22 protein-coding genes are annotated in these 24,058 nt (G+C 58.7%); 7 read left to right on the forward strand and 15 right to left on the reverse strand.

The annotated features are described in order from the left end of the window. Window positions 1–2,186: alanine--tRNA ligase (gene alaS, locus ABSG47_RS14440; RefSeq protein ID WP_424170437.1), on the reverse strand; the 2,186-nt coding region annotated here is incomplete at its 3' end. Between the two features lie 164 nt (window positions 2,187–2,350). Between alaS and ABSG47_RS14445 the strand changes: the two genes are divergently transcribed. Continuing rightward, window positions 2,351–2,665, forward strand: a complete 315-nt coding sequence (locus ABSG47_RS14445; RefSeq protein ID WP_424170400.1) for an FmdB family zinc ribbon protein — start codon at window positions 2,351–2,353, stop codon at window positions 2,663–2,665. A 151-nt stretch (window positions 2,666–2,816) separates the two neighbouring features. Here ABSG47_RS14445 and ABSG47_RS14450 read toward each other — a convergent pair whose 3' ends face one another. The 3 genes from ABSG47_RS14450 to ABSG47_RS14460 form a co-directional block, all read right to left on the reverse strand. Continuing rightward, on the reverse strand, window positions 2,817–3,173 hold the full coding sequence (locus tag ABSG47_RS14450) for a hypothetical protein (RefSeq protein WP_424170401.1): 357 nt from the start codon (window positions 3,171–3,173) through the stop codon (window positions 2,817–2,819). Continuing rightward, a complete protein-coding gene (locus ABSG47_RS14455; RefSeq protein WP_424170402.1) occupies window positions 3,170–3,814 on the reverse strand; it encodes an RNA polymerase sigma factor in 645 nt (214 codons plus the stop codon). The genes ABSG47_RS14450 and ABSG47_RS14455 overlap by 4 nt, the downstream gene beginning before the upstream one ends. A gap of 71 nt (window positions 3,815–3,885) precedes the next feature. After that, window positions 3,886–4,686 (reverse strand): YdeI/OmpD-associated family protein, encoded by an 801-nt coding sequence (locus ABSG47_RS14460; RefSeq protein ID WP_424170403.1) that lies wholly within the window; start codon window positions 4,684–4,686, stop codon window positions 3,886–3,888. Window positions 4,687–4,741: 55 nt separating this feature from the next. Here ABSG47_RS14460 and ABSG47_RS14465 point away from each other — a divergent pair, with 55 nt between their 5' ends. The 4 genes from ABSG47_RS14465 (at window position 4,742) to ABSG47_RS14480 (ending at window position 8,266) form a co-directional block, all read left to right on the forward strand. Then, window positions 4,742–5,023, forward strand: a complete 282-nt coding sequence (locus ABSG47_RS14465) for a hypothetical protein (protein WP_424170404.1) — start codon at window positions 4,742–4,744, stop codon at window positions 5,021–5,023. Continuing rightward, on the forward strand, window positions 4,989–5,345 hold the full coding sequence (locus tag ABSG47_RS14470; protein ID WP_424170405.1) for a type II toxin-antitoxin system HicB family antitoxin: 357 nt from the start codon (window positions 4,989–4,991) through the stop codon (window positions 5,343–5,345). The genes ABSG47_RS14465 and ABSG47_RS14470 overlap by 35 nt, the downstream gene beginning before the upstream one ends. 17 nt (window positions 5,346–5,362) lie before the next feature. Beyond that, a complete protein-coding gene (gene rlmB / locus ABSG47_RS14475) occupies window positions 5,363–6,193 on the forward strand; it encodes a 23S rRNA (guanosine(2251)-2'-O)-methyltransferase RlmB (RefSeq protein ID WP_424170406.1) in 831 nt (276 codons plus the stop codon). A 147-nt stretch (window positions 6,194–6,340) separates the two neighbouring features. Further along, entirely contained in the window at window positions 6,341–8,266 is a 1,926-nt protein-coding gene (locus ABSG47_RS14480; protein WP_424170407.1) for a M1 aminopeptidase family protein, read from the forward strand. Window positions 8,267–8,975: 709 nt separating this feature from the next. Here ABSG47_RS14480 and ABSG47_RS14485 read toward each other — a convergent pair. The 8 genes from ABSG47_RS14485 to ABSG47_RS14520 form a co-directional block, all read right to left on the reverse strand. Beyond that, entirely contained in the window at window positions 8,976–9,941 is a 966-nt protein-coding gene (locus tag ABSG47_RS14485; protein ID WP_424170408.1) for a hypothetical protein, read from the reverse strand. Between the two features lie 284 nt (window positions 9,942–10,225). Next, window positions 10,226–11,194, reverse strand: coding sequence for a carboxypeptidase-like regulatory domain-containing protein (locus tag ABSG47_RS14490; protein ID WP_424170409.1), 969 nt, complete (start codon window positions 11,192–11,194; stop codon window positions 10,226–10,228). 293 nt (window positions 11,195–11,487) lie between these two features. Then, window positions 11,488–12,165 (reverse strand): PspA/IM30 family protein, encoded by a 678-nt coding sequence (locus ABSG47_RS14495; RefSeq protein WP_424170410.1) that lies wholly within the window; start codon window positions 12,163–12,165, stop codon window positions 11,488–11,490. Window positions 12,166–12,207: 42 nt separating this feature from the next. Next, window positions 12,208–12,636, reverse strand: a complete 429-nt coding sequence (locus ABSG47_RS14500) for an SPFH domain-containing protein (protein ID WP_424170411.1) — start codon at window positions 12,634–12,636, stop codon at window positions 12,208–12,210. A gap of 78 nt (window positions 12,637–12,714) precedes the next feature. Next, window positions 12,715–14,133, reverse strand: a complete 1,419-nt coding sequence (locus ABSG47_RS14505; RefSeq protein ID WP_424170412.1) for a flotillin family protein — start codon at window positions 14,131–14,133, stop codon at window positions 12,715–12,717. 308 nt (window positions 14,134–14,441) lie between these two features. Further along, a complete protein-coding gene (locus tag ABSG47_RS14510; protein ID WP_424170413.1) occupies window positions 14,442–15,209 on the reverse strand; it encodes a TIGR03435 family protein in 768 nt (255 codons plus the stop codon). Window positions 15,210–15,320: 111 nt separating this feature from the next. Beyond that, window positions 15,321–15,935: an NfeD family membrane protein gene (locus tag ABSG47_RS14515; RefSeq protein ID WP_424170414.1), complete on the reverse strand. Its 615-nt coding sequence runs from the start codon at window positions 15,933–15,935 to the stop codon at window positions 15,321–15,323. A 268-nt stretch (window positions 15,936–16,203) separates the two neighbouring features. Then, window positions 16,204–16,683 (reverse strand): helix-turn-helix domain-containing protein, encoded by a 480-nt coding sequence (locus tag ABSG47_RS14520; RefSeq protein WP_424170415.1) that lies wholly within the window; start codon window positions 16,681–16,683, stop codon window positions 16,204–16,206. Window positions 16,684–17,233: 550 nt separating this feature from the next. Between ABSG47_RS14520 and ABSG47_RS14525 the strand changes: the two genes are divergently transcribed. Beyond that, window positions 17,234–17,590 carry a VOC family protein gene (locus tag ABSG47_RS14525; RefSeq protein ID WP_424170416.1) on the forward strand — a complete coding sequence of 119 codons (357 nt, stop codon included), beginning with the start codon at window positions 17,234–17,236 and terminating at the stop codon, window positions 17,588–17,590. A gap of 143 nt (window positions 17,591–17,733) precedes the next feature. Here the strand turns inward: ABSG47_RS14525 and ABSG47_RS14530 are convergent, their stop codons facing one another. After that, the gene (locus tag ABSG47_RS14530) at window positions 17,734–19,197 is read right to left on the reverse strand and encodes an RNB domain-containing ribonuclease (RefSeq protein WP_424170417.1); all 1,464 of its coding nucleotides are present in this window, start codon (window positions 19,195–19,197) and stop codon (window positions 17,734–17,736) included. 112 nt (window positions 19,198–19,309) lie between these two features. Continuing rightward, window positions 19,310–21,217: an Ig-like domain-containing protein gene (locus tag ABSG47_RS14535; protein WP_424170418.1), complete on the reverse strand. Its 1,908-nt coding sequence runs from the start codon at window positions 21,215–21,217 to the stop codon at window positions 19,310–19,312. Between the two features lie 175 nt (window positions 21,218–21,392). On the opposite strand from ABSG47_RS14535, the gene ABSG47_RS14540 reads away from it, so the two are divergent. Beyond that, complete coding sequence (locus ABSG47_RS14540) at window positions 21,393–21,962, forward strand: nuclear transport factor 2 family protein (RefSeq protein ID WP_424170419.1); 570 nt, start codon at window positions 21,393–21,395, stop codon at window positions 21,960–21,962. Here ABSG47_RS14540 and mnmG read toward each other — a convergent pair. Next, window positions 21,959–23,968 carry a tRNA uridine-5-carboxymethylaminomethyl(34) synthesis enzyme MnmG gene (mnmG, locus tag ABSG47_RS14545; protein WP_424170420.1) on the reverse strand — a complete coding sequence of 670 codons (2,010 nt, stop codon included), beginning with the start codon at window positions 23,966–23,968 and terminating at the stop codon, window positions 21,959–21,961. The genes ABSG47_RS14540 and mnmG overlap by 4 nt on opposite strands. Window positions 23,969–24,058 lie beyond the last annotated feature (90 nt).

Here is a 24,058-nt window from a genome sequence, read left to right on the forward strand (position 1 = left end):
TCTTCGTCGGCGACTTGTGCGAAGTGGGAGAAGTCGAAGCGGAGGCGCGTGGAATCGACGAGCGAGCCGGCCTGCTTGACGTGGAGCCCAAGGACCTGACGGAGAGCGGCGTGGAGCAGGTGTGTGCCGGTGTGGTTGCGCTTGATGGAATCGCGGCGTGGGCCGTCTACGGCGGTATTGACGTGGTCGCCGACGGCGAGGTCCTGCTTGAGGAGCGCGCGATGGGCGCGGACTCCCTGGACGGGGAGAACGCAGCCCTGAATCTCGGCGATGGTGGTGTTGCCGTCCGTCGAGAGGAAGACGCCTGTGTCACCGATCTGGCCGCCGGAGTCGCCGTAGAAGCTGGTGTGGTCGAGGACTACATCGACGAGCTCACCCGCTTTGGCGGCGGGGACGCCTGCGCCGTCCTTTACGATGGCGAGGACTTCGGAGTTCGTTGAGGTTAGCTGTTTGTAGCCTTCGAAGATGGTCTTGGGCAACTCGCGGTATGCGGGGCTGGCGGTCTTCTGGCTGCCGCCTTTCCAACTTGCGCGAGCACGGGACTGTTCTTCGGCGCGGGCGGCTTCGAAGCCGGCTTCGTCGAAGCCGACTTCAAAATCACGCGCAACGTCTGCAATGAAATCAATTGGCAGACCGAAAGTTTCATAGAGAAAGAAGGCTGTTTTTCCGTCGAGCCTCACATCTGCGTTGCTCCCGCCATATTCATTTAGGAAGCCAATGCCCCACTTAATCGCTTCTGCTCGTCGCTGATGCTGAATTCCGGTTTTAAGAATCTGTCTCAACTCATGGTCGATTGCATTCGCGGGGATTGCGTGTGCATGTTGTCCGATGAAAGATCCAACAACTTTGTCAACAGCCAAAGCAATTTCAGATTCCAGTCGATTGCTTCCTTCTTTGAGCACGCGATCAAACTGCTTCTCTTCGGCTTCGATGACCTTGGCTACGCGGTCGGCAGAGTCGATGAGGTCGGGATAAGCGCCTTGCATTTCATCGCGAACGGCATAGACCATTTCGAAGAGAAATGGCTTTTCCTGGCCTAGCAAGCGGCCATGACGAATGCCGCGGCGGAGGATTTTGCGGAGGACGTAGCCGCGACCTTCGTTTGAGGGCAGTACGCCGTCATTGATGAGGAAGGTGGCGGCGCGGGCGTGGTCGGCGATGATGCGGAGGCTGGCGTTTTGTACCAGTGATTCAATTCCCTCAGGGGCTAAAGCCCCATCTTTTTGGGGTGAGCTTTCGGCACGACTAAAGTCGTGCCCTGTTACAAGGCCTGTCAGTTCTCCGGCGCGTTCGATGAGCGGCGTGAAGAGGTCCGTCTCGAAGTTTGAGAGCTTGCTCTGCAGGACGGCGGAGACGCGCTCAAGACCCATGCCGGTATCGATGGAGGGCTTAGGGAGCGGTTCGAGGCGATATACGGGAAGTGCACCTCGCATAAAGTCGCCGTTTGCGTGCATCTTGTCGCAAAGAAACGGGGATGCTTGATGCCTTTCGGGGTGCTCCGAACACTCGTAGCGATCGATGATGCGGTCGAACTGCATGAAGACCAGGTTCCAGATTTCTACATAGCGGGCGTCGTCCTGGCCGAAGGGCAAGTCTTTGCCGTGCTCGCTGGCTTCGAGGCCCATGTCGTAGAAGATTTCGCTGCACGGGCCGCAGGGGCCGGTTTCGCCCATCTGCCAGAAGTTGTCTTTGACGCCGTACTGGAAGATGCGCTCTTTGGGGACGCCTACATCCATCCAGAGTTGTTCGGCTTCATCGTCGCGGCCCACGTCTGCTGTGCCTTCGAAGATGGTCACGTAGAGGTTGTCTTTCGGGATGCCGAACCACTCGGGGCTGGTGATGAGCTCCCATGCGAAGGCGATGGCGTCCTTCTTGAAGTAGTCGCCGAAGGAGAAGTTGCCGAGCATCTCAAAGAAGGTATGGTGGCGGCGGGTGAAGCCTACGTTTTCAAGATCGTTGTGCTTGCCGCCGGCGCGAACGCACTTTTGCGAAGTGGCAGCGCGGGAGTAGTCGCGCTTTTCTGCGCCGAGAAAGACGTCTTTGAACTGGTTCATGCCCGCATTGGTGAAGAGCAGCGTGGGGTCATTGGCGGGCACCAGCGAAGAAGAATGTACGATACGGTGCTTCTTCTCTTCAAAAAAGCGCAGAAAAGTAGCGCGAATGTTGTTTCCCGAGACGTCTTTCATGGCTCTTTCAGTGTAATGCGCGGAGTTAGCGGGACTGGCGGAGTTGGCAAGAAACAGAAAGCTCAAGTCCGGCTGTCTGCTATCCCGCCGATTGCCTATCGTCGCGCTCATTCCGCGCTCTTAGTACAATAAAAATAAGCAGATTCTCTTCCGGAGCGCAAAAGTTGCCTTTGTATGCCTATCGCTGCACCCAGTGCGGCTACCAGTATGAAAAAATTCAGAAGTTCAACACCGAGCCGGAGACCGTCTGTCCCCAGTGCGGCGGTCCCGTGGAGCGCCCGCTGACCGCGCCCGCGCTTCAGTTCAAGGGTGCCGGCTGGTACATCAACGACTACGCGCCCAGGCCCGCCCCTGGCAACGCTGCCAAAAGCACGCCGGACAGCGCCGCCAAGCACGCCGGCGATTCCGCCGCAAAGACAGAATCCTCCAGCACGCCCGCACCCTCCGCAGCTCCAGCGTCATCATCCAGTTCGGAATAAACGCCAGCGGCCAATACCAGCGACCCAGACCAGCAGTCAGGACCAGCAGCCGGAAATGGATCGGTTGGATTCGCCCTGTAACAAGGCCGCGCCCAGGACGCCGCAAAAAACCGAGAAGACCTGGCCCCTGCGGTATTTTTCGTTGGAATGTCTATTTCTTCCGCACCCAGCCCGCTATCAGCGCCGCCGCCAGGAGTGCGGGGCAAAGGATGCACACCCACAGGCTGAATTCGCTGGTCAGGTCGCCCATGTGCTCGCCGGAAATCAGGTTATCCGCCGCCCACCATATCAGCGGCCCCACCAGCAGCAGCACCAGCAGCGTAGCCGCCAGCGCCACCGACCGCACGCGTTTCCGGCCTGCCCTCTGGTCATTCAGCACGCCTGCGGAGGCCAGCACCACGCGCCGCGTCCTGTGCGCCACCTCGCGGTCGCGCTCGGCTGACATGTTTGCAGAAATCGAAGCGGCCAGTCCCTGCTCGGACTTCGGCCCCTTCGCTATCTGATTCATCCCGCTGCCTCGCTGAAATTGTGGGCTTCCAGTTGCGGTCGAATTGCCGCCAGGCCCCGGTATAGACGGCTTTTAACCGTCGAGAGTGGCGCCCGCGTGATCGCCGCAATCTCCTGCAGTGAAAGCTCTTCATGGAAGCGTAACACCAGAACCTCGCGGTAGAGCATATCCACCTGCAGTAGCGCCTGCGAAACCCGTTCGCGGTCCTCGCTCGTCGCCATGCGGTCAAAGGGAGTGGGCTGCCCGTCCGTCAACTCAAAGCTCATCGGCCGGTCGTCGCCGCTTGAGCCTTCAAAGAGCTCATCCAGGCTGGACAACGTGCGCTTGCGCCGGAAGTCAATCACCAGGTTGCGCGCAATCGTAAAGAGCCATGTATCAAAGCGGGACTTGCCATTGAACTGATCGCCGCGCAGCAGCACCCGCATCCACACTTCCTGGAACAGGTCCTCGGCCAGCTCGCGGCTCCCGGTCAAGTACACCAGGTAGCGCAGCAGCCTGTGCTGGTAACGCACAATCAGCTGATCCAGCAGCCCTGGCTCACGGCGCTTCAATCCGCCGGCAATCGCCAGATTTTCCTGTCGCACAGCCTCCTGCTCAGCCGTGGCTGCGCTGCGGGTAAACACTGACTGAACTGTGGCCATCGCTTGCATCTGTCTCTATAGACGACAGATTAATTGCTTGAGATGTATATTATTCCGTACTTTACAAAACTTTACGTATTCTTGTGCCTGTCCGGCCGTTTCTCGGCACGCGCCGGGTGCCCCATCCTCGCGGCGTCTTTGTCTTTGCCGCCAGGGTGGGATGTGCGCGTCCGCTGGGCCACCGCAATCGCCTGCTCCATCACCGCCCGCACCCGTTTCTCGCGGGTCTCCGGCGTCCGGCAGTTAAAGATCCCCAGCAGATGCCGCCGCCGCTGCACCTCCGTCATCGCCCGCCATCCCCGCTCCGCCACCGGCTGGCGCTGAAAGGCCAGCTTCAAAATCGGCGGAGTCTCCAGCTCCCCCTCCATCGTCAGCATCAGCCGCTCCGCCATCTCTTCGGCGCGCCGCTTGCGCGTCTCCGCGGATTTCGCCTGCCCGATAAACTGTCCAATCCAGCTCCGGTCCGACGGGCTCAGCTTGCTCTGGAACCATCGCCTCAGCTCCGGCTCAGCCTTCAAAATCTGCCCAAATTCCTCCGGCAGAATCTCCTCCCGCTCCTCAAGGTCCGGCTCCAGCCTGATCGCAACCTCATCGTCCGGCTTCACCTGCGCCTCGCGCTGCATCTTCTTGTACACCACAATGCAGTCGCCCTCACCCTTGGCAATCCGCAGCAGCGAGGTCCTGAAACTGACGCCATTCAGCGTGCCCTTCACCCGCCTCCTCTGCATCTCCGGCCACGTCTTTGCCACATCGAACGGCACGCGCACCACCGTCCAGTTCATGTAATCCCGAACCAGTTCCAGCCGTGCGCGGAAGGATTTTGCTTTCGAAGCAGCCATTGCGGTGAGAGAAGTATGGCGTGCGGGAAGCATGCGGAGCAATATTTTTCGTCATCGTAAATGGTTCCAATAGTGGTACCATTTTCATGTGGCGTCGATCAAAAAGATTCTTGAAGCCATGCGCCGCGAGCCTCGTAACGTGCGGTTCGCCGATCTGCTCAAGGTTTGCGTGGAGCACTTTGGCGAGCCGCGCCAGACCGGCAGCAGCCACGTGCTTTTCAAAACGCCCTGGCCCGGCGACCCGCGCATCGACATTCAGAACGACAACGGTAAGGCCAAGGCATATCAGGTGCGGCAGGCGCTGCTGGCCATCGACAAGCTGAAGGAGCTTCGTCATGAAGAGAACAACGAAAATGACGCGGAAGACTGATCGCTACACCTATCGCGTAACGTGGTCTGCGGAAGATGGCGAGCATGTGGGGCTGTGCTCGGAATTCCCCTCGCTCTCCTGGCTGGCCGTCACGCCGGAAGAAGCTCTCGTTGGAATTCGCCGTCAGGTATCCGATGCCGTCGCTGATCTCAAATCGAATGGCGAAGAAATCCCTCATCCATTTGCGGAAAGGCATTACAGCGGCCAGTTCCGTGTGCGAATTCCGCCCTCGGTGCATCGCACGCTCGCGATTGAGGCCGCCGAGCAGGGAATCAGCCTCAATCGGCTTGCCAGCGCTAAACTGGCGGCTGACGCGCGTTAGCCTTTTACACTAAATACATGGAGATTCTCTACGGCGTCCATTCCGTCGAAGAGGCGCTCAAGGCCGGTCGCCGCCGTTTTGACCACGTCCTGGTAGCCCGCGAGCGCCTCGAAGCGGGACAAGCGGGGCGTCTCGAACGCCTCGTCGCCGCCTGCCGTCAGGCCGGCATCCGCGTCCGTCAGGAGTCGCGCGACCAACTCACCCAGGTCGCCGGCACCGCCGGCCATCAGGGCGTGGTCGCCATGGTCCGCGCCGCGGAGTTCCTCTCCATCGAAGACTTGTTTGAGCCCCGGCAGCCCGGCCAGCCGCGCCTCGTTCTCGCGCTCGATGGCGTCGAAGACCCGCAGAACCTCGGCGCGCTCCTCCGCGTCGCTGACGGCGCAGGCGTCGATGGCGTCGTCCTCACCGAGCGCCGCTCAGCGCCAATCAGCCCTGTCGCCGTAAAAGCCAGCGCCGGAGCAGCCGAGCATCTCCGCATCGCCCGCGTCGTAAACCTCGTCCGCGCCCTGGAGGAGCTCAAAGAGCAGAACCTCTGGATCATCGGCCTCGACGAACGTGGCGAATCGGATTACGACCAGTTCGATTTCACCGGCGATTGCGTTCTCGTCCTGGGCCGCGAGGGCGCCGGCCTCCACGATCTCGTCAAGCGCACCTGCGACCACATCCTCAGCATCCCCATGGCAGGCGGCGTCAGCTCCCTCAACGTCTCCGCCGCCGGCGCAGTCGTACTCTATGAAGCCTCCCGCCAGCGCCGCGCAAAAGTTCGAGAAGCCGCCCGTCCCGCTTCCACAACAGCCTCCGCCTCGTCCAAGCCTCAAAAGAAACAGAAGGGTTTGGGCAGTGTGTAACGTATCGTTTGCGGCCACGCTTTGTAACAGGGCACGACTTTAGTCGTGCCGAAACTAGCGAAGTATTTTCCGGGCTTTAGCCCCTGAGGTAAGTTTTTGTTTCACCAGGCACCCCAATCGATTCGCCCGTCAGTTTCAAATGCCGCAATGAGATTTCGCATCTGTGCGGCTCTCTTCGCACTGAACGCAATCTGCTTCGCACAGTCGCAAACTCCCGCGCAGCCCAATCCTCCCGCCTCGCAATCGCAACCTGCCTCACAACAACCTGCACAGCCGGCCCCCAGCGGCAAAGTCATCTTCTCCCGCTCCACCGACGAAAGCGGCCAGACCGTCACCCAGGCCTCGCCCGAAACAAAACTCGCCAAGGCCCCCGTCTCAACCGACGAAGAGCGCGAAGCAGTCACCTTCACCGCCTACGATCTCGACGTGCATCTGCGCGCCGCCGAGCACCAGATCGCCGTGCGCGCCCTGCTCACCGCCCGCAACGACGGCAAAACGCCCCTCGCCCGCATCCCCCTTGAAATCTCCTCCACGCTTAACTGGGAGCGCATCCGCGTCTTGGATAAAGATGCAGCCTTCGAGGTCGCCACGCTCAACTCCGATGCCGACCACACCGGCCAGCTCCATGAGGCCGCCGTCGCGCTCAGCTCCCCGCTCGCTCCCGGCGCAACCATCGCGCTCGACGTCACCTATTCCGGCACAATTGAGCCTTCCGCCCAGCGCCTCATCTCCGTCGGCGCTCCGGAAGATGCCGCGCTGCATTCCGACTGGGACAGCATCGACACTGCGTTCACCGGCCTGCGCGGCTTCGGCAATGTCGCCTGGTATCCGGTCTCCGCGCCGCCCGTCATTCTCGGGGACGGCTCGCGCCTCTTCGATCAGATCGGCGATCAGAAATCCCGCATGGCGCCCGCGCGCTTCCATCTCCACCTCACAGCCGAGTTTCCCCACGGCCAGGCGCCCACCATCGCGCTCGTCAATGGCCATCCCGTCCCGCTCGCCGTCACCGACTCCGAAAACTCGGGTATTGAAGTCTCCGGCGTAGCCACGGCGGAATCGCAGACCGTGCCGCTCGGCTTTGAAGCCCCCAGCCTCTTCGTCGCCATCCGCACCGCTCATGCTGGCGCGGACCTCACCGCTTTCACACGCGCTGAAGATGACGCCTGGGCCGATTCCTGGACCCTGGCCGAGAAGCCCGTTACACCGTTCCTTCAGCAGTGGCTCGGCGACAAACCGCGCTCGCAGCTCACCCTGCTCGACCTGCCGGACCCCAGCGACGCACCCTACGAGACCGGCCCACTGCTGGTCACAGCCATCAAGGACGCTGATCCCGAACAGCTCAAATTCACCCTCGCTCACGCGCTCACGCACGCATGGCTTCAGTCGCCGCAGTCCCCTGCTTTATCCGCATGGCTCTCGGAAGGCATCCCCTACTTCATGGGCACCCTTTGGACCGAGCAGCAGTACGGCCGACCCAGGGCTCTCGAAATGCTGGAAGCCGGCCGCTCGGCCCTTGCGCTCGCCGAGCCCGAAAGCCCCGGCCAAAGCTCCGGCCTGCCGCTTGGCGCTGCTTCCACACCCGTCTACTACCGCACCAAGGCGGCTTACGTCTTCTGGATGCTCCGTGACATCGCAGGCGACGACGCGCTCTCCGCGGCGCTGCGCGCCGGCCCTCAGTCCACTGCCGACTTTGAAGCCGCGCTCCAGAAATCCGCCAAATCCGACCTGCACTGGTTCTTTGCCGATTGGGTCGATGCCGACCGCGGCCTGCCCGATCTTTCCATCGAGAGTCTCTTCACCAGCCCGCAGCAGGCTGGCAACTGGCTTGCTGCTGTCCATCTGTCCAACTCAGGCTACGCCGGCGTGGATGTCCCCGTGGTCGTTCGCACAGACACCATCTCCATCACGCAGCGCGTGCAGATCCCCGCGCGCGGCAAAACCATCGCGCGCATCCCCATCCATGGCCGTCCCGTTGAAGTGCGCGTCAACGATGGCTCCGTGCCGGAGACAAACGCCACCGTGCATGTCACCCAGGTCGGCCCCGCATCCACACCCGACCCCGCAAAGCCTTGAGCTCCTCTGGCCTGACTTATACGCACACGAAACGCCGGGTGCCCCATCCATCGAGCGCTTTTGCTCGATGAACGGGATACCGCAAACCCTCGCTGAATGTGCCTTGTAGCAGAGCACGCCTTCAGCCGTGCCGAAAGCCGCCGAAAAAATTCTTGGACTTCAGTCCCTGGCATATATGGCGCAAGAGGATCGATATTTTGACTTGCCAGAGGAAGCCGCAGGCTTTACAGCAGAGGTTTAATCTCTTTGACGTCTACATAAATAGGCGTTATCTCGCCAGCCGTGTCTGCCCTATGCAAAATGCCGCCGACTGCGGCTATCCGGCCTTGCGAGGCCTTGGCTTCTGCTAAGCGACGGGAGTCGCCCTCTACGATTAACCGCAGACGTTTTGTTGATTGACAATCTATCGCTTTCCATTCGGGACGTTCAGGCGTGCATGGAGTATTGATTGCATTCGGAAAATCGATTACCCAATATGAGATACGCGCATCATGCTTGCGATCCTCACCCCAACCCGGGAGGCCATATCCGTAAACGAAATTGATCCGTCCAGTCAGAGTGATCTGCTTATCTTCAGGCTCTCAAGCGACGCGTTCCTTCACCTGTTGCTGTAAGGCCATAAGCATCAAATATGCACCGGGGCGAGCATGGGAGCACTATACCAAGGCCGGTCGTCCTTGGTGATTCAAATATATTTTGTTGCCGCGCCCTACTGCTTCTGCGGCTGACCCGAATTCGACTGCTGACCCTCATCGATCTGCTGCGCGGTCTTCTTCTGGAACCTCTTAGCAATATCCCAGGCAAACTCCTGGATCTCTGTGCCGATAATCCCCTGAGCCGTATTCACAATCCCACCACCAACAAAAGTGTGCTCCCAGCCCTTTTGCTCCGGCGGATAGTACAGGTTCGAGATTGCGCCCGAGATAACGTTGCCGATCACATTCGAATAATTCGGCTCCCAGCGATCCGTACCGTCATGCTTGCATCGCACCGCCGTCAGCGCCGAATACCACGCCCGATGGAACACATTCCCATGCCCAAGCCGGAAATATCGAGGCTCCTGGTGCCACCACCCAGGCAAAATACCATTGCCGATCACGTTTCCTAGGAACGCGTCCGCATACGCTGAGCCAAAGCGTTTGAAATACCCCTGCGCTCCCCAGCCATATCCGTAATAGTTATCGCCCAGCTCCTTGTAGCCGCCGATCAACGCCTCCTGCGCAAAGGTAAACGGATCGATCGACCCGCGAAGCGCAAGTTTGAACTTCTGTCCCTTGGTCAACGGAACCACATCGTGAGTAAACGAGGTGTTGAACGATGGAATGATTCCAAAAGCGCGCTGCGTCTCCTGCTTCTTGATCTGCTCCTGCGCCTTGTCGTATTGGCTCTGGTCCCCCGGCTGCTGTCCAGCCTGCTGCCCCGGCTGCTGAGACCCTGAACCCGATTGAGAACTGGATTGAGATGTGGATTGAGAACTCGATTGCGTCCCGTTAGTATTCGGCGCGGGCTGCTGTTGTTGTTGTGTCAGTTCCAGCTCTGCCACCTGCGGCTGAGGCGCATCCGGCAACTCAGTCGTCTGAGTGCCGTCCTGCACGTTCTGAGGGCTTTGCGCAACAACGCCGGCCGTGGACAGAATCGCCGCACCAAAACATATCGCCCGAAAAAAATACTGCATTGATCACCAGAAGCGCTGGACCTGGACCGTCTCCAGTATGCGGAGGAAATAGGGCAACTCCCGTAGCCGGCGTGGAAACTACAGTCCAGCCGCTACAGAATGAATTACCCGTCTCTCTAGGTTAACTCACAAGCGCCCAAAAGCACTGGCAGTGTCTCAATTTGAATTGCGTTGTAACAGGGCACGACTTTAGTCGTGCCGAAAAGGCCATAAAAATGAAATTGGGCTTTATCCCCTGTGGCAGTTTCTTCAAACTGAGACACTACAAAAGAACTCATTCGAGGTTAATTGTCTTTTTTCGCCCTCGGCGTCAGCCTTCGCAGCACAAACTCCTGCAGCACCGTGCTCAGTCCTCGCTCCGCCGTGCCAACCGCAAGATTCGTGAACACCAGGCCAATCCCGCGGTTCGACGGCGGATAATACAGATTCGCCAGCCCCGCTGAAACCAAATCTCCGCCAATCGTCGAATAATTCGGCTGCAATTTTCCGTTATCTCCCTTGCAGATAAACGGGTAAGCCAGCGCATGCTTCAGCCGCGAGCTCGTCGTGCCCGTCCCCTGGTAGTAGTAGCGGGGATCCTGGTGCAGCAGCGCCGGTAAAATTGCTCCGCCGAATAGGATATCCGTAAATCCATCCGCGTATCTTGCTCCAACCCGCTCTCCAAATCCCGCCCAGCCCTGCGGGTAATTCGGCGAATTCGAAGCCTGATCCACAGTTCCCAGAAACGCCGCTGCCGCAAAGCTCACCGGGTCTACCGCCACCTTGAAAGCCAGTTTGAACTTCAGCTTGGCCGGCATCGGCACAACATTCTCCGAGTCATACACCACGTAGAAATTCGGAATGAATCCCAAAACCCGCTGATGCTCCGCCACCTGTATCTGCTCCGTCGCAATCTGCAGATTGTCCCCGTATACCGTCACTGAGGTAGAAGCCTCTGACAACTTCAGTTGGATTCCCGCCACCGTAGCAAAGTCGCCCGGCTTGACAACAATCTCCTGGGATTTCCAGTCCGCAAAGTCCTTGCCATGAATCGTCACATGGTAAGCCACTCCCGGCTTGACTCCGGCGAATTGAAAGAACCCGTTGTCATCGCTGATCACGGATTTCTGATCCGTGATCGTGCCATCGTCCAGCACCACCGTGGCGCCCACCACCACGTCGCCATACGTATCCACAACCGTGCCTGTAATATGCCCGGGCTGCGCATCCGGAGCCGCCGGAATCGCTTGCGCCTGCGCCGTCTGTTCCGCCACAGCAGGTGCTGTTGCTGCCGCAGCAGAATCTACCTGCTGAGCAGTTATCGCGGATCCAAAATTAAATGTAAAAAAAACAGCGGCAGTCCAGTTTCGAGAAAAATTATGATTCCGGAACATCATCCCACCAATAAAAAATTGCCCGTCAGGAATAGCTTGTACGAAAGAAACACAGTAGATGCCTTACGCATCTCGCCTTCTTTCTGCGCACGCAAAAAGGGCGGAGACCGCATCAGGTTGAATCTCCTGATTAGACGCGCCTCCGCCCACACCGCTCCTTTTTTTTCGTTGTTTTAACCTACCGCCGCCTGCCGCTCCTCCATACGAGACTTGATCTCCTGCAGCAGCAGTTCCACACGATCTTCACTCTCCAATGTCCGGAACCGCTCCTCCAGTGACTCCTGCGCCAGCACCTCGCTCGCAGCCTCGCTCTCAGCCGAGCGTGCATGCACCTTGCTCTGCATCCGCTCCACGGCATGAGCCTTATCGATGCCCGCAACACGCCGCGCCTCCGCGGCCCGGCCAACAGCCCGCGCGCGCCTATGCTCGGCCACCAGCATCTCCGCCCGCGCCCGCGTCTCGCTTAATTTTTGTTCCAGCTTGCCCAGCGCTTGACGCAGATGCTCCGCCTCCTGCCGCTGATCCACCACCTGGCTCGCAAATCCCTTCTCCAGCGCCTCGTGGCTCAGTGAGCGCTCCAGTGCCGCTCTCGCCATATCGTCCTGCCCTTTGCCCACAGCAAGCTCAGCCTTCCGCCGCCAGTCCGCGGTCTCGCGTTCCTGCTCGCCGCGCTTCTTCTCCAGCAGATGCTGGTCCGCAATCGCAATCGCCACCTGTGTCTTCAGTTGCATCAGTTGGTTCTCCATATCCAGAACAATCTGCTTCAGCAGCTTCTCCGGGTCTTCCGCCTTTTCCACCAGCTCATTCAGATTGGCCCGCAATAGAGTTCCGACTCTTTCAAGTAATGACATAAAACCTCCTCGCTACTCACTCTTCCCACTACTCACTTCCTGTTACTTGCTCTTCTCCTGCTGCTGCACCGGTTCATCCACCGTCTTCACCAGCGGAATCCCGTTGTTGCCACTCGGAATGTAAATCGTTGTGTGATTCGGGCTGTTCGCCATTTGCTGCTGAGCCTGAATCGCCTCATGCTGCAGATACCGGTCGGTCAATGTTGCATTGATAATCTGCTGCGCTTTTGCAATGCCTTCCGCGTCCACAATGCGGATCTGCGCCTTCTGCCGCTCCACCTGCACAAGCTGCTCCGTCTGCTGAATCAGCAGCTCATTCACCTGGATCTTGTTCGCCTCATTGGCGCGCGTCTGATAGCGGCTATACACCGGACCACCCCACAGCACCAGCCCCACCACCATCAACCCGCCAATCACAACTACCCAAAAGCCACGCGCCAAAGTCTTTCCTGCTTCAAATCCCGCTGCCATAATCTCCTCGTTCATTCAATCGTGTTGTTGGCTGCGTGAGTCACTCGACCCACGCAACCACAAGCTAATAGCTAATAGCTAGCTCTTCGCTTCCCCATTCGCCGGCTTGTCCTTCATCGCCTTCACGTTCGACATCAACTGCTTGATGTCCATCCCGCTCAACGCCTCAAACAGTGCCGGAACCTGCGCCGCAATCTTCGTCATGTCTCCGGTAATCTTGTGTACGCCGGCATCGCCATCGTTTCCAGTGGACACAATCGTGATCCTGTCCACCTTGCTCAGCGGCTCCGCCATTGCGCGAACCACATCGGCCATGTTGGTCAACAGCTTGTCCACAACAGCCGCCTGGTTCCATTCCTGGTAAGCCACGGCCTTCACGTTCATCGCCTTCGCTTCAGCCTCGCCCTTCTGGAAGATGATGCTCGCCTCAGCCTCGCCCTGCGTGCGAATCGCGGCAGCGCGGCCTTCCGCCTCTGATGTCAAACGATTCTTCTCAGCCAGGGCCATCATCTCAATCCGCTGCCTGCTGATCTCAGCCTCCTTCAGCACCGTGGCAATCAGTTCCTTCTCATGGCGCGCAATTTCCGCTTCCTGCACCTTGATCTGGCCCTCCTTCTCCACCTGCTGCACCTTCACCTGCTCAGCCGTCACCTGCTGCTGCATGATGTTCGCCTGAATCTCATAAGCCTTGTCCGCGGAAGCCTGCTGCTTGCGGCTCTGCTCCGCATACTCGGCCTTCTTGATGTCCAGGTCTCTCTGCGCCTCGGCCTGACGCGTCTGTGATGCCGTCTCGGCAATCACGCGATCCTGATCCGCCTGCGCCTTGGCCACCGCGGCCTCGCGCGTTGCCGTGGCCCGCAGAATGGCGGTATCGCGCTCCGCTTCGGCAGTGGCCATCTCCGCATCGCGCTTGATGCGAGCAACATCAGGCCTACCCATATTCGAGATGTATTCGTTCTTGTCGCGAACCTCCTTGATCGTGAACGAAATCACCTCCAGCCCCATCTTGCTCATGTCATCCGCGCACGTCGAGCGCATCCGGTCGCCCACCATCTCCGGCTCTTTCACAATCTGCTCGACAGTCAACTGACCGATAATCCCGCGCAGATGCCCCTCCATCACCAGGCGAATCAAACCTTCTCTCTGCTGTGGAGCCTTCGACAAAAACTGCTCAGCCGCGGTAAGAATCGACGGCTGGTCGCTCCGTACCTTGATCTGTGCAACAGCCTCAACGGTCACCGCCACGCCCTGCTTCGTATAAAGATCCTGCTGCGGAGCCACATCAAAGCTCATCAGCTCCATGCTCAGATCTCGACAGCTCTCCACCATCGGGATAATGAATGTGCCGTGACCCTTAACCACGCGCGGGCCCTTTATGCCATACACAATCAGCGCCTCGTTCGGCCCAGCCTTGCGATACATCCGCGCCATAACTCCAAGAAGCAAAATCAACGCCAGGACCGATAGTCCTGAGATCAAAATAATTTCGTTCGTCATTGGATTCCCGGTCCCTTCAACCAGGAAACAATTTGTTGAAGTACGTTCACATCACATGCCAGTTACAACCACAGTGATCAGGCCCCCTGAATCACTCCGTTGCCGGGTGCCGCACCCTCGCGACGTTTTTGTTTTTGTCGCTAGGGTGGGATCGCCACTCACTTACCTGGCGCCGTTTTTCTTGCGCGGAAACATTTTGGCCAGCAACCCAGCCGCGAAGATCGCCACAAGAATTGCCATATCCGTCATCAATACCGCGGTATTACTCATATCCTCCTCAATTCCGTTCACAAACAATTCCCGTACTCTCAATTTCCCGTAGGAATCTTTTCGGCACTATCCACAATCACAACCGCAACATCATCTTTTCGGCTCTCGATTTTGAGTCCAAGCTGATCCTCAAGAGCCCTCTTCCACGCGGTAAATGCATCGGTTCCCAGCTCAGGCCTTACATCCACGCTGAACTCGTAAATTCCTTGCAGTCCCGTCTTGTCCAGAACAGGAATTCGGGAACCGCCAGCCCTGACTGGCACATTGGGATTGTCGGCCGCAGGGATCGAGAATTGGATGGCGAGAAGATCAGCAAACTGACGCATATCTCCGTGGAAGTGAACACCCGCTCCTCCATTCGTTGTGTTTCCAGGCGAAGCCGGATGGATCCTGGCGCCTCCTTGGCCGACCATTAATGCATACACGCGCATCGGACGAGTCTCGCTATGCTCCTTCAAACCAAAACGGCTGGATAGCAGACTGCGAAGCATAAAGGGAATCTGTTCCTTGCTCACGCCTTCAGGCACGCGTGCGGTAATGTCGTATTCGTTCTGGTCGAGCCACGACGGTCCAATGACTTGATCGAGTTGGCATTGCCACGCTTCAGCTACCAGGCGTCTCAGCGTAATGTTTCGACCGGAAAACCCAGCCGCTGAATCTGCGATCTGGTTGTTATAGTCCGGCCCAACTTCGTGTTGGCTCGGTCTCACTGAGGCAACTTCAAATGACGGTTGCGTGGTTTGCGCTTGAGCAACCGTGATCGCAAAGACCGGGATGAGAAGCGGCATAACAAGAGATAGCCGCATGCTGCCCCTCAAGTTTCTGAGCGAATAATCGCCAATCCCGAAGCTACTGATCCAACCCTGCGAATTCATATAAGTCCACCTCCGTATTTGCATTTGCTTACTTCCTTGTCCCTACTCCCTCGTCCCTAGTCCGTCTTCCCACCGCCGAACATAAGCAATCCCCTTTTCATACCGCACCACAAAGACCTCTTCCTGCTTTGGAATCGGCTCTCCATCCTCTGACCGTGCCGGTGCCGAGCGCAGCGCTCCCATTTGCTGGTAAACAATCTCTCCCGTACCGCCTGTCTGGATCACAGCGGAAATCCGTCCCACCGCGCCCACAACAGCCGTCTCTTCAGCGGTCAACTCGCGCTCATGCGGCAGCAGCACACGCGTCAAGAAGACAAACACAATCGCCCCTCCCGCCACGCCGCACACGCAGGCCAGCGCCAATACCACCCCCGCAACAAATCCGCCATACTTCGTCAGCAAATATCCCGATGCCCCAAACCAGCAGAGAAAAATCATCCCGCTGAAGCCGTTCCACCACGGAACTTTCATCCCGCCCTGCGCCGCATGAGAAACCCCATGCGCCGTGCCGTGTACAGAAGTGGCAACGCTGTGCGGAATATGCGGCACATGCACATGACCGCCAAAATGAAGATGCCCCATCCCACCCAGCAGCGCCACCACGCTCAGCATCAACCCAGCCACAAAACAAATCAGGTAAAACGTCTCCCAGTTCATACAAAATCTCCGGTCCCAAATCTTCCCTTACAACCACTCCTGGGTGCCCCATCCTCGCGGCGTCTTTGTTTTTGCCGCTAGGGTGGGATAGCAAGAACCCTCGCGTACCTCGTCCTAAGTCCCTAAGTCCCTTCAGTCCCTAAGTCCCTTCAGTCCCTAAGGAAACTCTGATTAAGTGGCACGAACGGTAGGTCACGGCTTCAGCCGTGACATAAATGCAGCAAAATCAATGCGGCTTTAGCCGCTGAGGTATGCTTCACGGACTTAATCAGACCTCAGTCCCAGGCTTTCTGAGCACCTCAGAAAGCCTCTCCACCAACCCCGGCGTCTCAATCACCGCCTCCAGCAGCATCAAGCACTCCCGCGTCTTCTCATGCCGAGCCAGCGTCAGCAGCGCGCACCGCAAATCCGGGTCCCGCCGAAACCGCTCCGCGCCGCCCACCAGCCACAGATCCAGCTTGTCCTCCACATCCCGCAGCGGGCTCTCAAGCTCCGTCGAAAATCCCTCCGGATCATCCACCAGGTAGCCCGGATGCACCTTGAAAAATGCGGAAAGAGTCTGCCTGGAGGTATTGGTCAGGTGGGGCCGAGCGCCGCTTTCAATCTGTGAAAGGTAGCTCTGGCTCAGCTTGGAGCCGGTCTCGGCCTCAATGGCCCTGGCCAGCTCCACCTGGCTCATCGCGCGGTCCAGGCCTCTCAAGCTGCCTTCCACCTCGCGCAAATAGCGAATTTTCTCGCCGAGCGTCATAGCCTTTTTGCGGTTCCTCTCTGCAAACCGCCCTCGCGATCAGGCGTCTTCTAAAACGCCCTATCGCAATTTGTAATAACTGTATTGCTAATTGCAATAAGCGTCAAGAGGGGTCGATGCAAAATATTTTTGAAATCTGTGGAAAACTTTGCACAAGATTATGGCCCTTTGTGGCAGACTCAGAATCAGCAGAAACAAGAAGGCCCGGTCATCAGGACCGGGCCTTCTTGTTTCTGCGTTGTTTATCGTTCCGCGGCACACTTTGCGGTCAAATCGGCCAAACAGCTCCTGCTCTTCGTAAGTATTTGATTTCATTAGGAAGAGGAGAACATAAGGCGAACAAAACTATTCACACGGATTTTTGCACTTAACACACACAAAATGTGCGACTTACAAGCGCAAGTGCAAAATCTTTTTTATTTTTGGTAACCTGCTTCACTTAATTAAATAGTAAACACCCCTTGTCCTGATTTTCATTCGCCTTTGCTGCATGGCCCGGCGTACAGTGTCGCTGTTGTCATTCCCTGAATCTGCAAGGAGAACGAAAACCATGCCGAACCCGGTCGTTCATTTTGAAATCATGGGCAAAGACAAACCCGCCCTCGAAGCCTTCTACAAAGCCGCCTTCGACTGGCAGCTTCAACCCGTCATGGACGAGTACACGATGATCTTCCCCGGCTCAGGCCCGGCAGGCGGCATCGGCTCCACTCCCAACACGGATCATTACGTCAGCTTCTACGTAGAAGTCCCCAGCGTCGCCGCGCACCTTGAAAAGATAGAGTCCCTCGGCGGCAAAAAGCTCATGGGCCCCATGCAAGTACCCAACGGCCCCGTCATCGGCATGTTCACCGATCCCGAAGGCAACATGATCGGCATCTGCGAGCCCTTCACCCCACCAGGAATGTAGCAGGCATTCTCGGTATCTCTAATACAAAGGCGGGTGCCCCATCCTCGCGGCGTTCTTGTCCTTGCCGCTAGGGTGGGAAACCTCAAAGGCCCGTTCTCCCACAGTCGAGCTAAAAGCTGATAGCTGACAGCTAAAAGCCGCCTCTACGCAACCGCAAAATCAATAAACCCACGCGCCGGATTCGTCCCAACCAGCTTCACCCGCACGCGGTCTCCCACGTCCAGACCCTTAGCCCCATGTATCAGCATCCCCTCCACCTGAGGATCAAACACTCGCACAAAGGTCCCATGCGGATTCACGCCGGTAATAATGCCGTTAAACACCTGCCCGATCCGCGGATGCAGCACCACAGCCGCAATACGCTTCTGCATATCGCGCTCCACATGCCGCCCCGCATCTTCCATCTCCGTACACCGCGTAGCAATTGCACCAAGCTGTTCTTCGGAGTAGGGCTTCGCCTCACCACCAACCAGCGCCTTCAAAATCCTCTGCGCCACCATGTCGGGAAACCGCCGGTTCGGCGCCGTCGAATGCGTATAGTCCTGCACCGCCAGGCCAAAGTGTCCCGGCGACTCAACCCCAGGCCGCACCAGCACATATTCGCCCGGCCCCATCAGCTTCACCACGGAGAGCGAGAGATCCGGAAACCGCTCCGGATCAGCCTTCTTCCGTGCCAACAAAAACTCGTTCAGCGCCTTCGAATCCGGCTCCGCGGGCAGCGTCGTTCCCAGCCCCTCGGCAAGCTGCACAATCCTGTCCCACCGCTTCGGCACCCGCACCACGCGCCGGATTGACGCCACCTTCGCATCCTCAAAGTGCCGCGCCATCACGCCATTGGCCGCCACCATGAACTCTTCAATCAGGCTCGTCGCGCGGTTCTTCTCCTGCCGCGCAATATCGGTCGGCTGATCGCCCTGCATCACCGGCCGCGTCTCCATCGATTCAAGGTCCAGCGCGCCATGCTGAAACCGCGCCCCAACCATCCGCCGCGCAGCCTCATCCTGCAGCTTCAGTTGCGCCGCCAGCTCAGCATTCGCACTCACCTTCGCCGGAGCAGTACCATGTCCCTCAAGCCACGCGCCCACGCTCGGATAAGCAAGCTGCGCCCGGTTCCGCACCAGCGCCCGATAAGCCTTGCCGTCGCTAGCCGCGCCAGCAGCATCAATGCAGTACTCAATCACAATCGCCGCGCGATCCTCATTCTCATTCAGTGAAGTCGCACCCTCCGAAAGCTCCGCCGGCAGCATCGGAAAAACCTTCACCCCGGTATACACCGAAGTCGTCTCACTCTGCGCATGCTTGTCGATCACGGACCCAAGATGCACCCGCGCATCCACATCCGCCACACCCACCAGCACGCGAATCCGCCCATCGCTCAGCTTCTCCGCCCACTCAATCTGATCCAGATCTTTGGAGGTGTCATTATCGATCGAAGACCAAAGCAGCGAGCGAATATCCGTCGCTCCCTGCGGCACCGAGTCATCGGAGAGAATCGCCGCCAGTTCCTTGTCCGTTCCTTGCGGAAAATCCGGTTGAAACCCATGTTCCAGCATCGCCGCATGTGCCGCGGCCACAAGATTAAAGTGCGTAGGCTGACCTGAACTCATCTGGATTCGTTTTCCTCCGGTTCAACTCCGAACAGCAACCCGGTCAGCCTATCACTTCACACAAAGGCTCAGGGTTTTTCTGACCCCGCCCCCTGCCCCCTGATCTCTGTCCTTAGTTCGTCGGCGAAACCACATTCACCGTCAGGTAGGCAGTATGGCTCACCACCGCATTGTCTATGTAAGCCGTAGCCGTCAAAGTCACCGTAGTCGTGCCAAGCGGAGTTCCCACGCCCTTCGAGCCATTACTCGTGCTGTTGCAGCCCATACCCGCGCCGCACAGCCCCGCCAGCAGCAGAATCAGCGCCCCAAATCGCCGCAGCCGTCGAGCCCTGCGGCCCATCGGCGCAAGCAACACCACCAGGGCCAGTGTCATCCCGCCACCCGCCCGCAGCCACATCGGACCTTCGCCGCGGCTCATTTTTCCCGCAACAAACGCGCTGCCCGACGGGCCGCCAGTCTTATACGTCTGCACCGTGAAGGTAATCGTCCCCGTCGGCGTAACCTGAACCGGTGTTGGCGTACAGCTCATATCGTCCTGCGGCAGCACATTGCACGTCACCTGAATCTGCCCGCTGTAGCCCGCCAGTCCCGCAACAATAAATGCCGCCTGCCCTGAATCTCCCTGTGGAATCGTCAGGCTCGCCGGCGGCGTCACCGGAGCAATCGTGAAATCCTGCACCGTCACCATCACAGCATTCGATGTCCCCGGCGCAAAATACGAGTCCCCCACATAAACAGCCGTGATCGTGTCCTGCCCGGCAGACAGCGTTGCAATCGTGAAAGTGGCAGTCGAACTGTTTCCAAGCGCAGTCATCAGCGTCCCGGTGCCAATCACTGTCGTGCCGTTGTAGAAAGTCACCATTCCGGTGGGGTTCTGCTCGTACGTAACAGGCGGCGTGCTGACCGGCGTCACCGTCGCCGTAAAGTTGATGGCCTGCCCCGGTCCCGCAGCCGTCGGCGCCGCGGTCAGCGTTACCGTATCCGGCAGCAGCGATGCCGTCAGGCTCACAGCGTTCGAGGTGCTGCCCGCATAATTGGTATCGCCAGAGTAAACAGCAGTGACCAGATGCGACTTCGTGGTATCGAGCATGATGTTCGACAGCGTAGCGCTGTAGGAACTCACCTGCTGCGTTCCCAGCAGAGTCGTCCCGTCATAAAAGCTGACTGTGCCGGTCGGCGCAGTTGACGTGGAGACGCCCGAAGCGGCATTGACGACCGCCGTCAGCGCCACTGGAATGCCCTTCTGCAGCGTGGCCGGTTCAGCAGTAAGCGTGGTGGTCGAGGCAAATTTGGAAACAGTGATAGTAACCGCTGGCGAGGTCGAAGCCTCATAGTTATCGTCGCCGTTGTACACCGCCTGCAGGGCATGCGAGCCCGCGGCAGGAGCCGTAATGCTGAAGGATGCCGCGGTGACACCGCCCGCGGTTGCCAGTGCCGCTGTCCCGGTTGCCTTGCCGTCTACATTCAGTGTGACCGCGCCGGTGGGGTTATCCTCACCGGCCGGCGGCGTACCCACCGTGACAGGCACAGAAACCGCAAGGCTTGCGCCTCCAACGGGAGTCGTCGTAGCAGGCGTCACGGTAAGCGATGTGGTGCTCTTTTCCATCGTCACCACAACCTGCTGCGAATCTTTCGCGGCATAGTTCGAGTCACCGGAATAGCTGGCGATCACATTGTTGCCGCCAATCTCCAGTCCCGAAGTTACGGCCAGAATCGCCGTCCCCGTGCCGTCCAGTTGCACCGGGCTGCCCGTAAGCTGCGCGCCGGTTGTCGCATTGGTAAAGGTGACGCTCCCGGTCGGCGTGGCTCCGCCGGTGTTCGAGATCACCACGCAAGTAAAGGTGACCTGCGCGGAGGGATTATATGTATCGTTGGCGACCGTGGGACTAAAGGTAAGCGAAACCGTAGTATCGCCCGCGCCATTCGCGTCAGGATTTTGCGCAAAACTGCTGGTCGTCGTCGCCATATAGGCGACGGCAAGCAACGCAGCCATCCATCCCAAGTTCTTTCTCAGTGCCATTCTCTGTTCAGGTGCGCCTGACGGTTGCAACGGCTTCTATTGTCGGATGAAAAAGCCCTTTGATGCCTACTATTTTCGTGGATCGGTGCCTGTCTGGCACTGATTGTAGCGTGGCTGCCTGCAATGCAGGCTTCATCGTCAAACAGTTATCATTGGAAAGGAGCCTTTTCCAACAATGATTCGTCGTCTTGCCTGCTTTGCTCTTGTTCTGCTTTCGTGCGCTGCCGTATCTGCCCAGACTCCCGACCAGCCAGCCGCGCCGGCAACTCCGCAGATAGCTGGAGTCGCATCCGCCGCTGGCCCGGAGCTGATCGAGTTTCAGAAGGTCGAAGACTCGTGGGCTATGTCCATTAACAGTCGCGATCAGTATGGGTTGGAGCTGGTGCTCTCGCCCTTATATGTGGATATTGCCGCCAGCGGCGACGTGACCACCCGAAATCAGCAACTGGCGCAGATCATCAACGGCGATGACAAGACGATGCACATCGATCTGCGCGCCATCACCGTCCGCACGCTCGGCGATGTGGCCGTTGTGAACGGTACTTATACGCTGCACCACAAGGGCGCAACCGGACCCGTGGACGAGAAAGGCATCTTTACCCACGTCTTCCAGCGTGTGCACAATAGCTGGCTCTGCATCAACGCCCAGCGCACAGTTCTGCGCGAAGATGGGCCGCAAGCCAAGCCAAAGAAAAAATCCGACGCGGATCTGCCCTTCCACATTCCCATCTTCAGCAAGAACTAGCCGGGAAGGCCAGCCTTTTCAGGTCGCCGAGCCCCCTGTATCTTAATCGACACGTGCACCAGGCTCAGCGCCGCCGGAGTCACACCCGGAATCCGGCTGGCCTGCCCAATGGTGCCTGGCCGCACGCGCTCCAGCTTCTCCTGCATCTCCCGTGAGAGGCCACTGATGATGCGGTACTCCAGCCATGCGGGAATCTGTACGGACTCCGCCGCCTTGAGCTTCTCAATGGACTTGCGCTGCTGGTCCAGGTACCCCGCAAACTTGATCTCCGTCTCCACCGCCCGAGCCTCGTTGCGAAACACCGCCCGAGCGACCACGTCCTGCTCGTCTGCCTGATCTGGAGCAATCACAGACTCCAGTTCCGGCTGCATCTTCAGCCCTTCTCGCACAGCACGCAGCACCAGCTCGATAGTCACTTCAGGGCGCTTCAGTAATTGTGCCCAGGTCTGTCCTGCCACAGAGGTCAAATTCTCCAGCCCAGCCGCGCGCAATCCAGCTTCGTCCACCTTCTTCGTCGTCAGCAGTTTGTCCAGCGCCGCCATCCGGGCCTGCTTCTGCTCAAACTCCGCCCACGCCGCATCGCTAATCAGGCCCAGCCTGCGCCCATACGGCGTAAGCCGACGGTCCGCATTGTCAATTCGCAGATGCAGCCGGAACTCCGCCCTTGAGGTAAACATGCGGTACGGCTCGTTGGTTCCCTTTGAAATCAGGTCGTCGATCAGGATGCCGGTATAACCCTCGGTCCGGTCCATGGTGAATGGCGGCTCACCCTTCACCCAAAGCGCCGCGTTGATACCTGCCATCAGGCCCTGGCACGCAGCCTCTTCATAGCCGCTGGTCCCGTTAATCTGGCCCGCCAGATACAGACCCTCCATGCTTTTTACGGATAAAGCGCGGTCGAGCTCCGTCGCATCCACACTGTCGTATTCAATGGCGTAGCCGGGCCGCAGCATCTCCGCCTCATCCAGCCCAGGAATCGACCGCACAATCTGCCATTGCACCTCCATCGGCAGCGAGGTAGACATCCCATTGACATAAACCTCATGCGTATTGAGCCCCTCAGGCTCAAGAAAGAACTGGTGTTGCGTCTTGTCCGGAAATTTTACGATCTTGTCTTCAATCGACGGGCAATACCGTGGCCCAACGCCTTCAATCTGGCCCGAATACATCGCTGAGCGATGCACATTCTCACGGATCACCCGCAGCGTCTCCGGCGTGGTGAAGGCAATATGGCAGCTCACCTGCGGCTGCGCAATCTTCTTCGTGCGGAAGCTGAAAGGCGTTGGCTCGGCATCGCCCGGCTGCTCCTCAAACTGGTTCCACTTGATGGTTCGCCCATCCAGCCGCGGAGGCGTGCCGGTCTTCAGCCGAGTCGTCCGCAAACCCAGACGCCGCAGCGCCTCTCCCAGCAGCACGGACGCGGGCTCTCCAGAACGCCCTGCCGGATAGCGCTCCTCGCCACAGTGAATCAGTCCGTTCAGGAACGTGCCGGTCGTAATAATCGTTGCCCCAGCCAAAAGCTGTCGTCCATCCCGCAGCTTCAGCCCCAGCACCCGGCGCTTTTCCTGATCCCTGATCCCTGTTCCCTGATCCCTCTCGTCCTGTTCCGTAGGAGACAGGACGAGATCCACGACTTCCGCCTGTCGGATGTGCAGCCCCGCCTGACTCTCCAGGACTTCCCGCATCTTCACGCGATACAGCGCCTTATCGCACTGCGCCCGCGGACTCCACACCGCCGGCCCGCGCGACGTATTCAGCAGCCGGAACTGGATTCCGACAGCATCCGCAACCTCGCCCATAATCCCGCCCAGGGCATCCACCTCGCGCACCAAATGGCCTTTGGCCACGCCGCCAATGGCCGGATTGCAGCTCATCTGCGCAATCAGGTCGAGATTCATCGTAATAAGCGCCGTCTTCAGGCCCATCCGGGCAGCCGCCATCGCGGCCTCGCAACCGGCGTGCCCCGCGCCCACCACCGCAATGTCGTATTGTTCCGTAAAAGCCATTCCAGACTCTTATTCTACGGACTCACAGATTTTTCTGCGCTGATTCCATGCGAATTGACCGGGCTACCTACGGCGGGAAACCCCGAAGCC

Origin of the sequence: Occallatibacter sp., assembly GCF_049510455.1 — a bacterium.
Taxonomy (GTDB): domain Bacteria; phylum Acidobacteriota; class Terriglobia; order Terriglobales; family Acidobacteriaceae; genus Telmatobacter.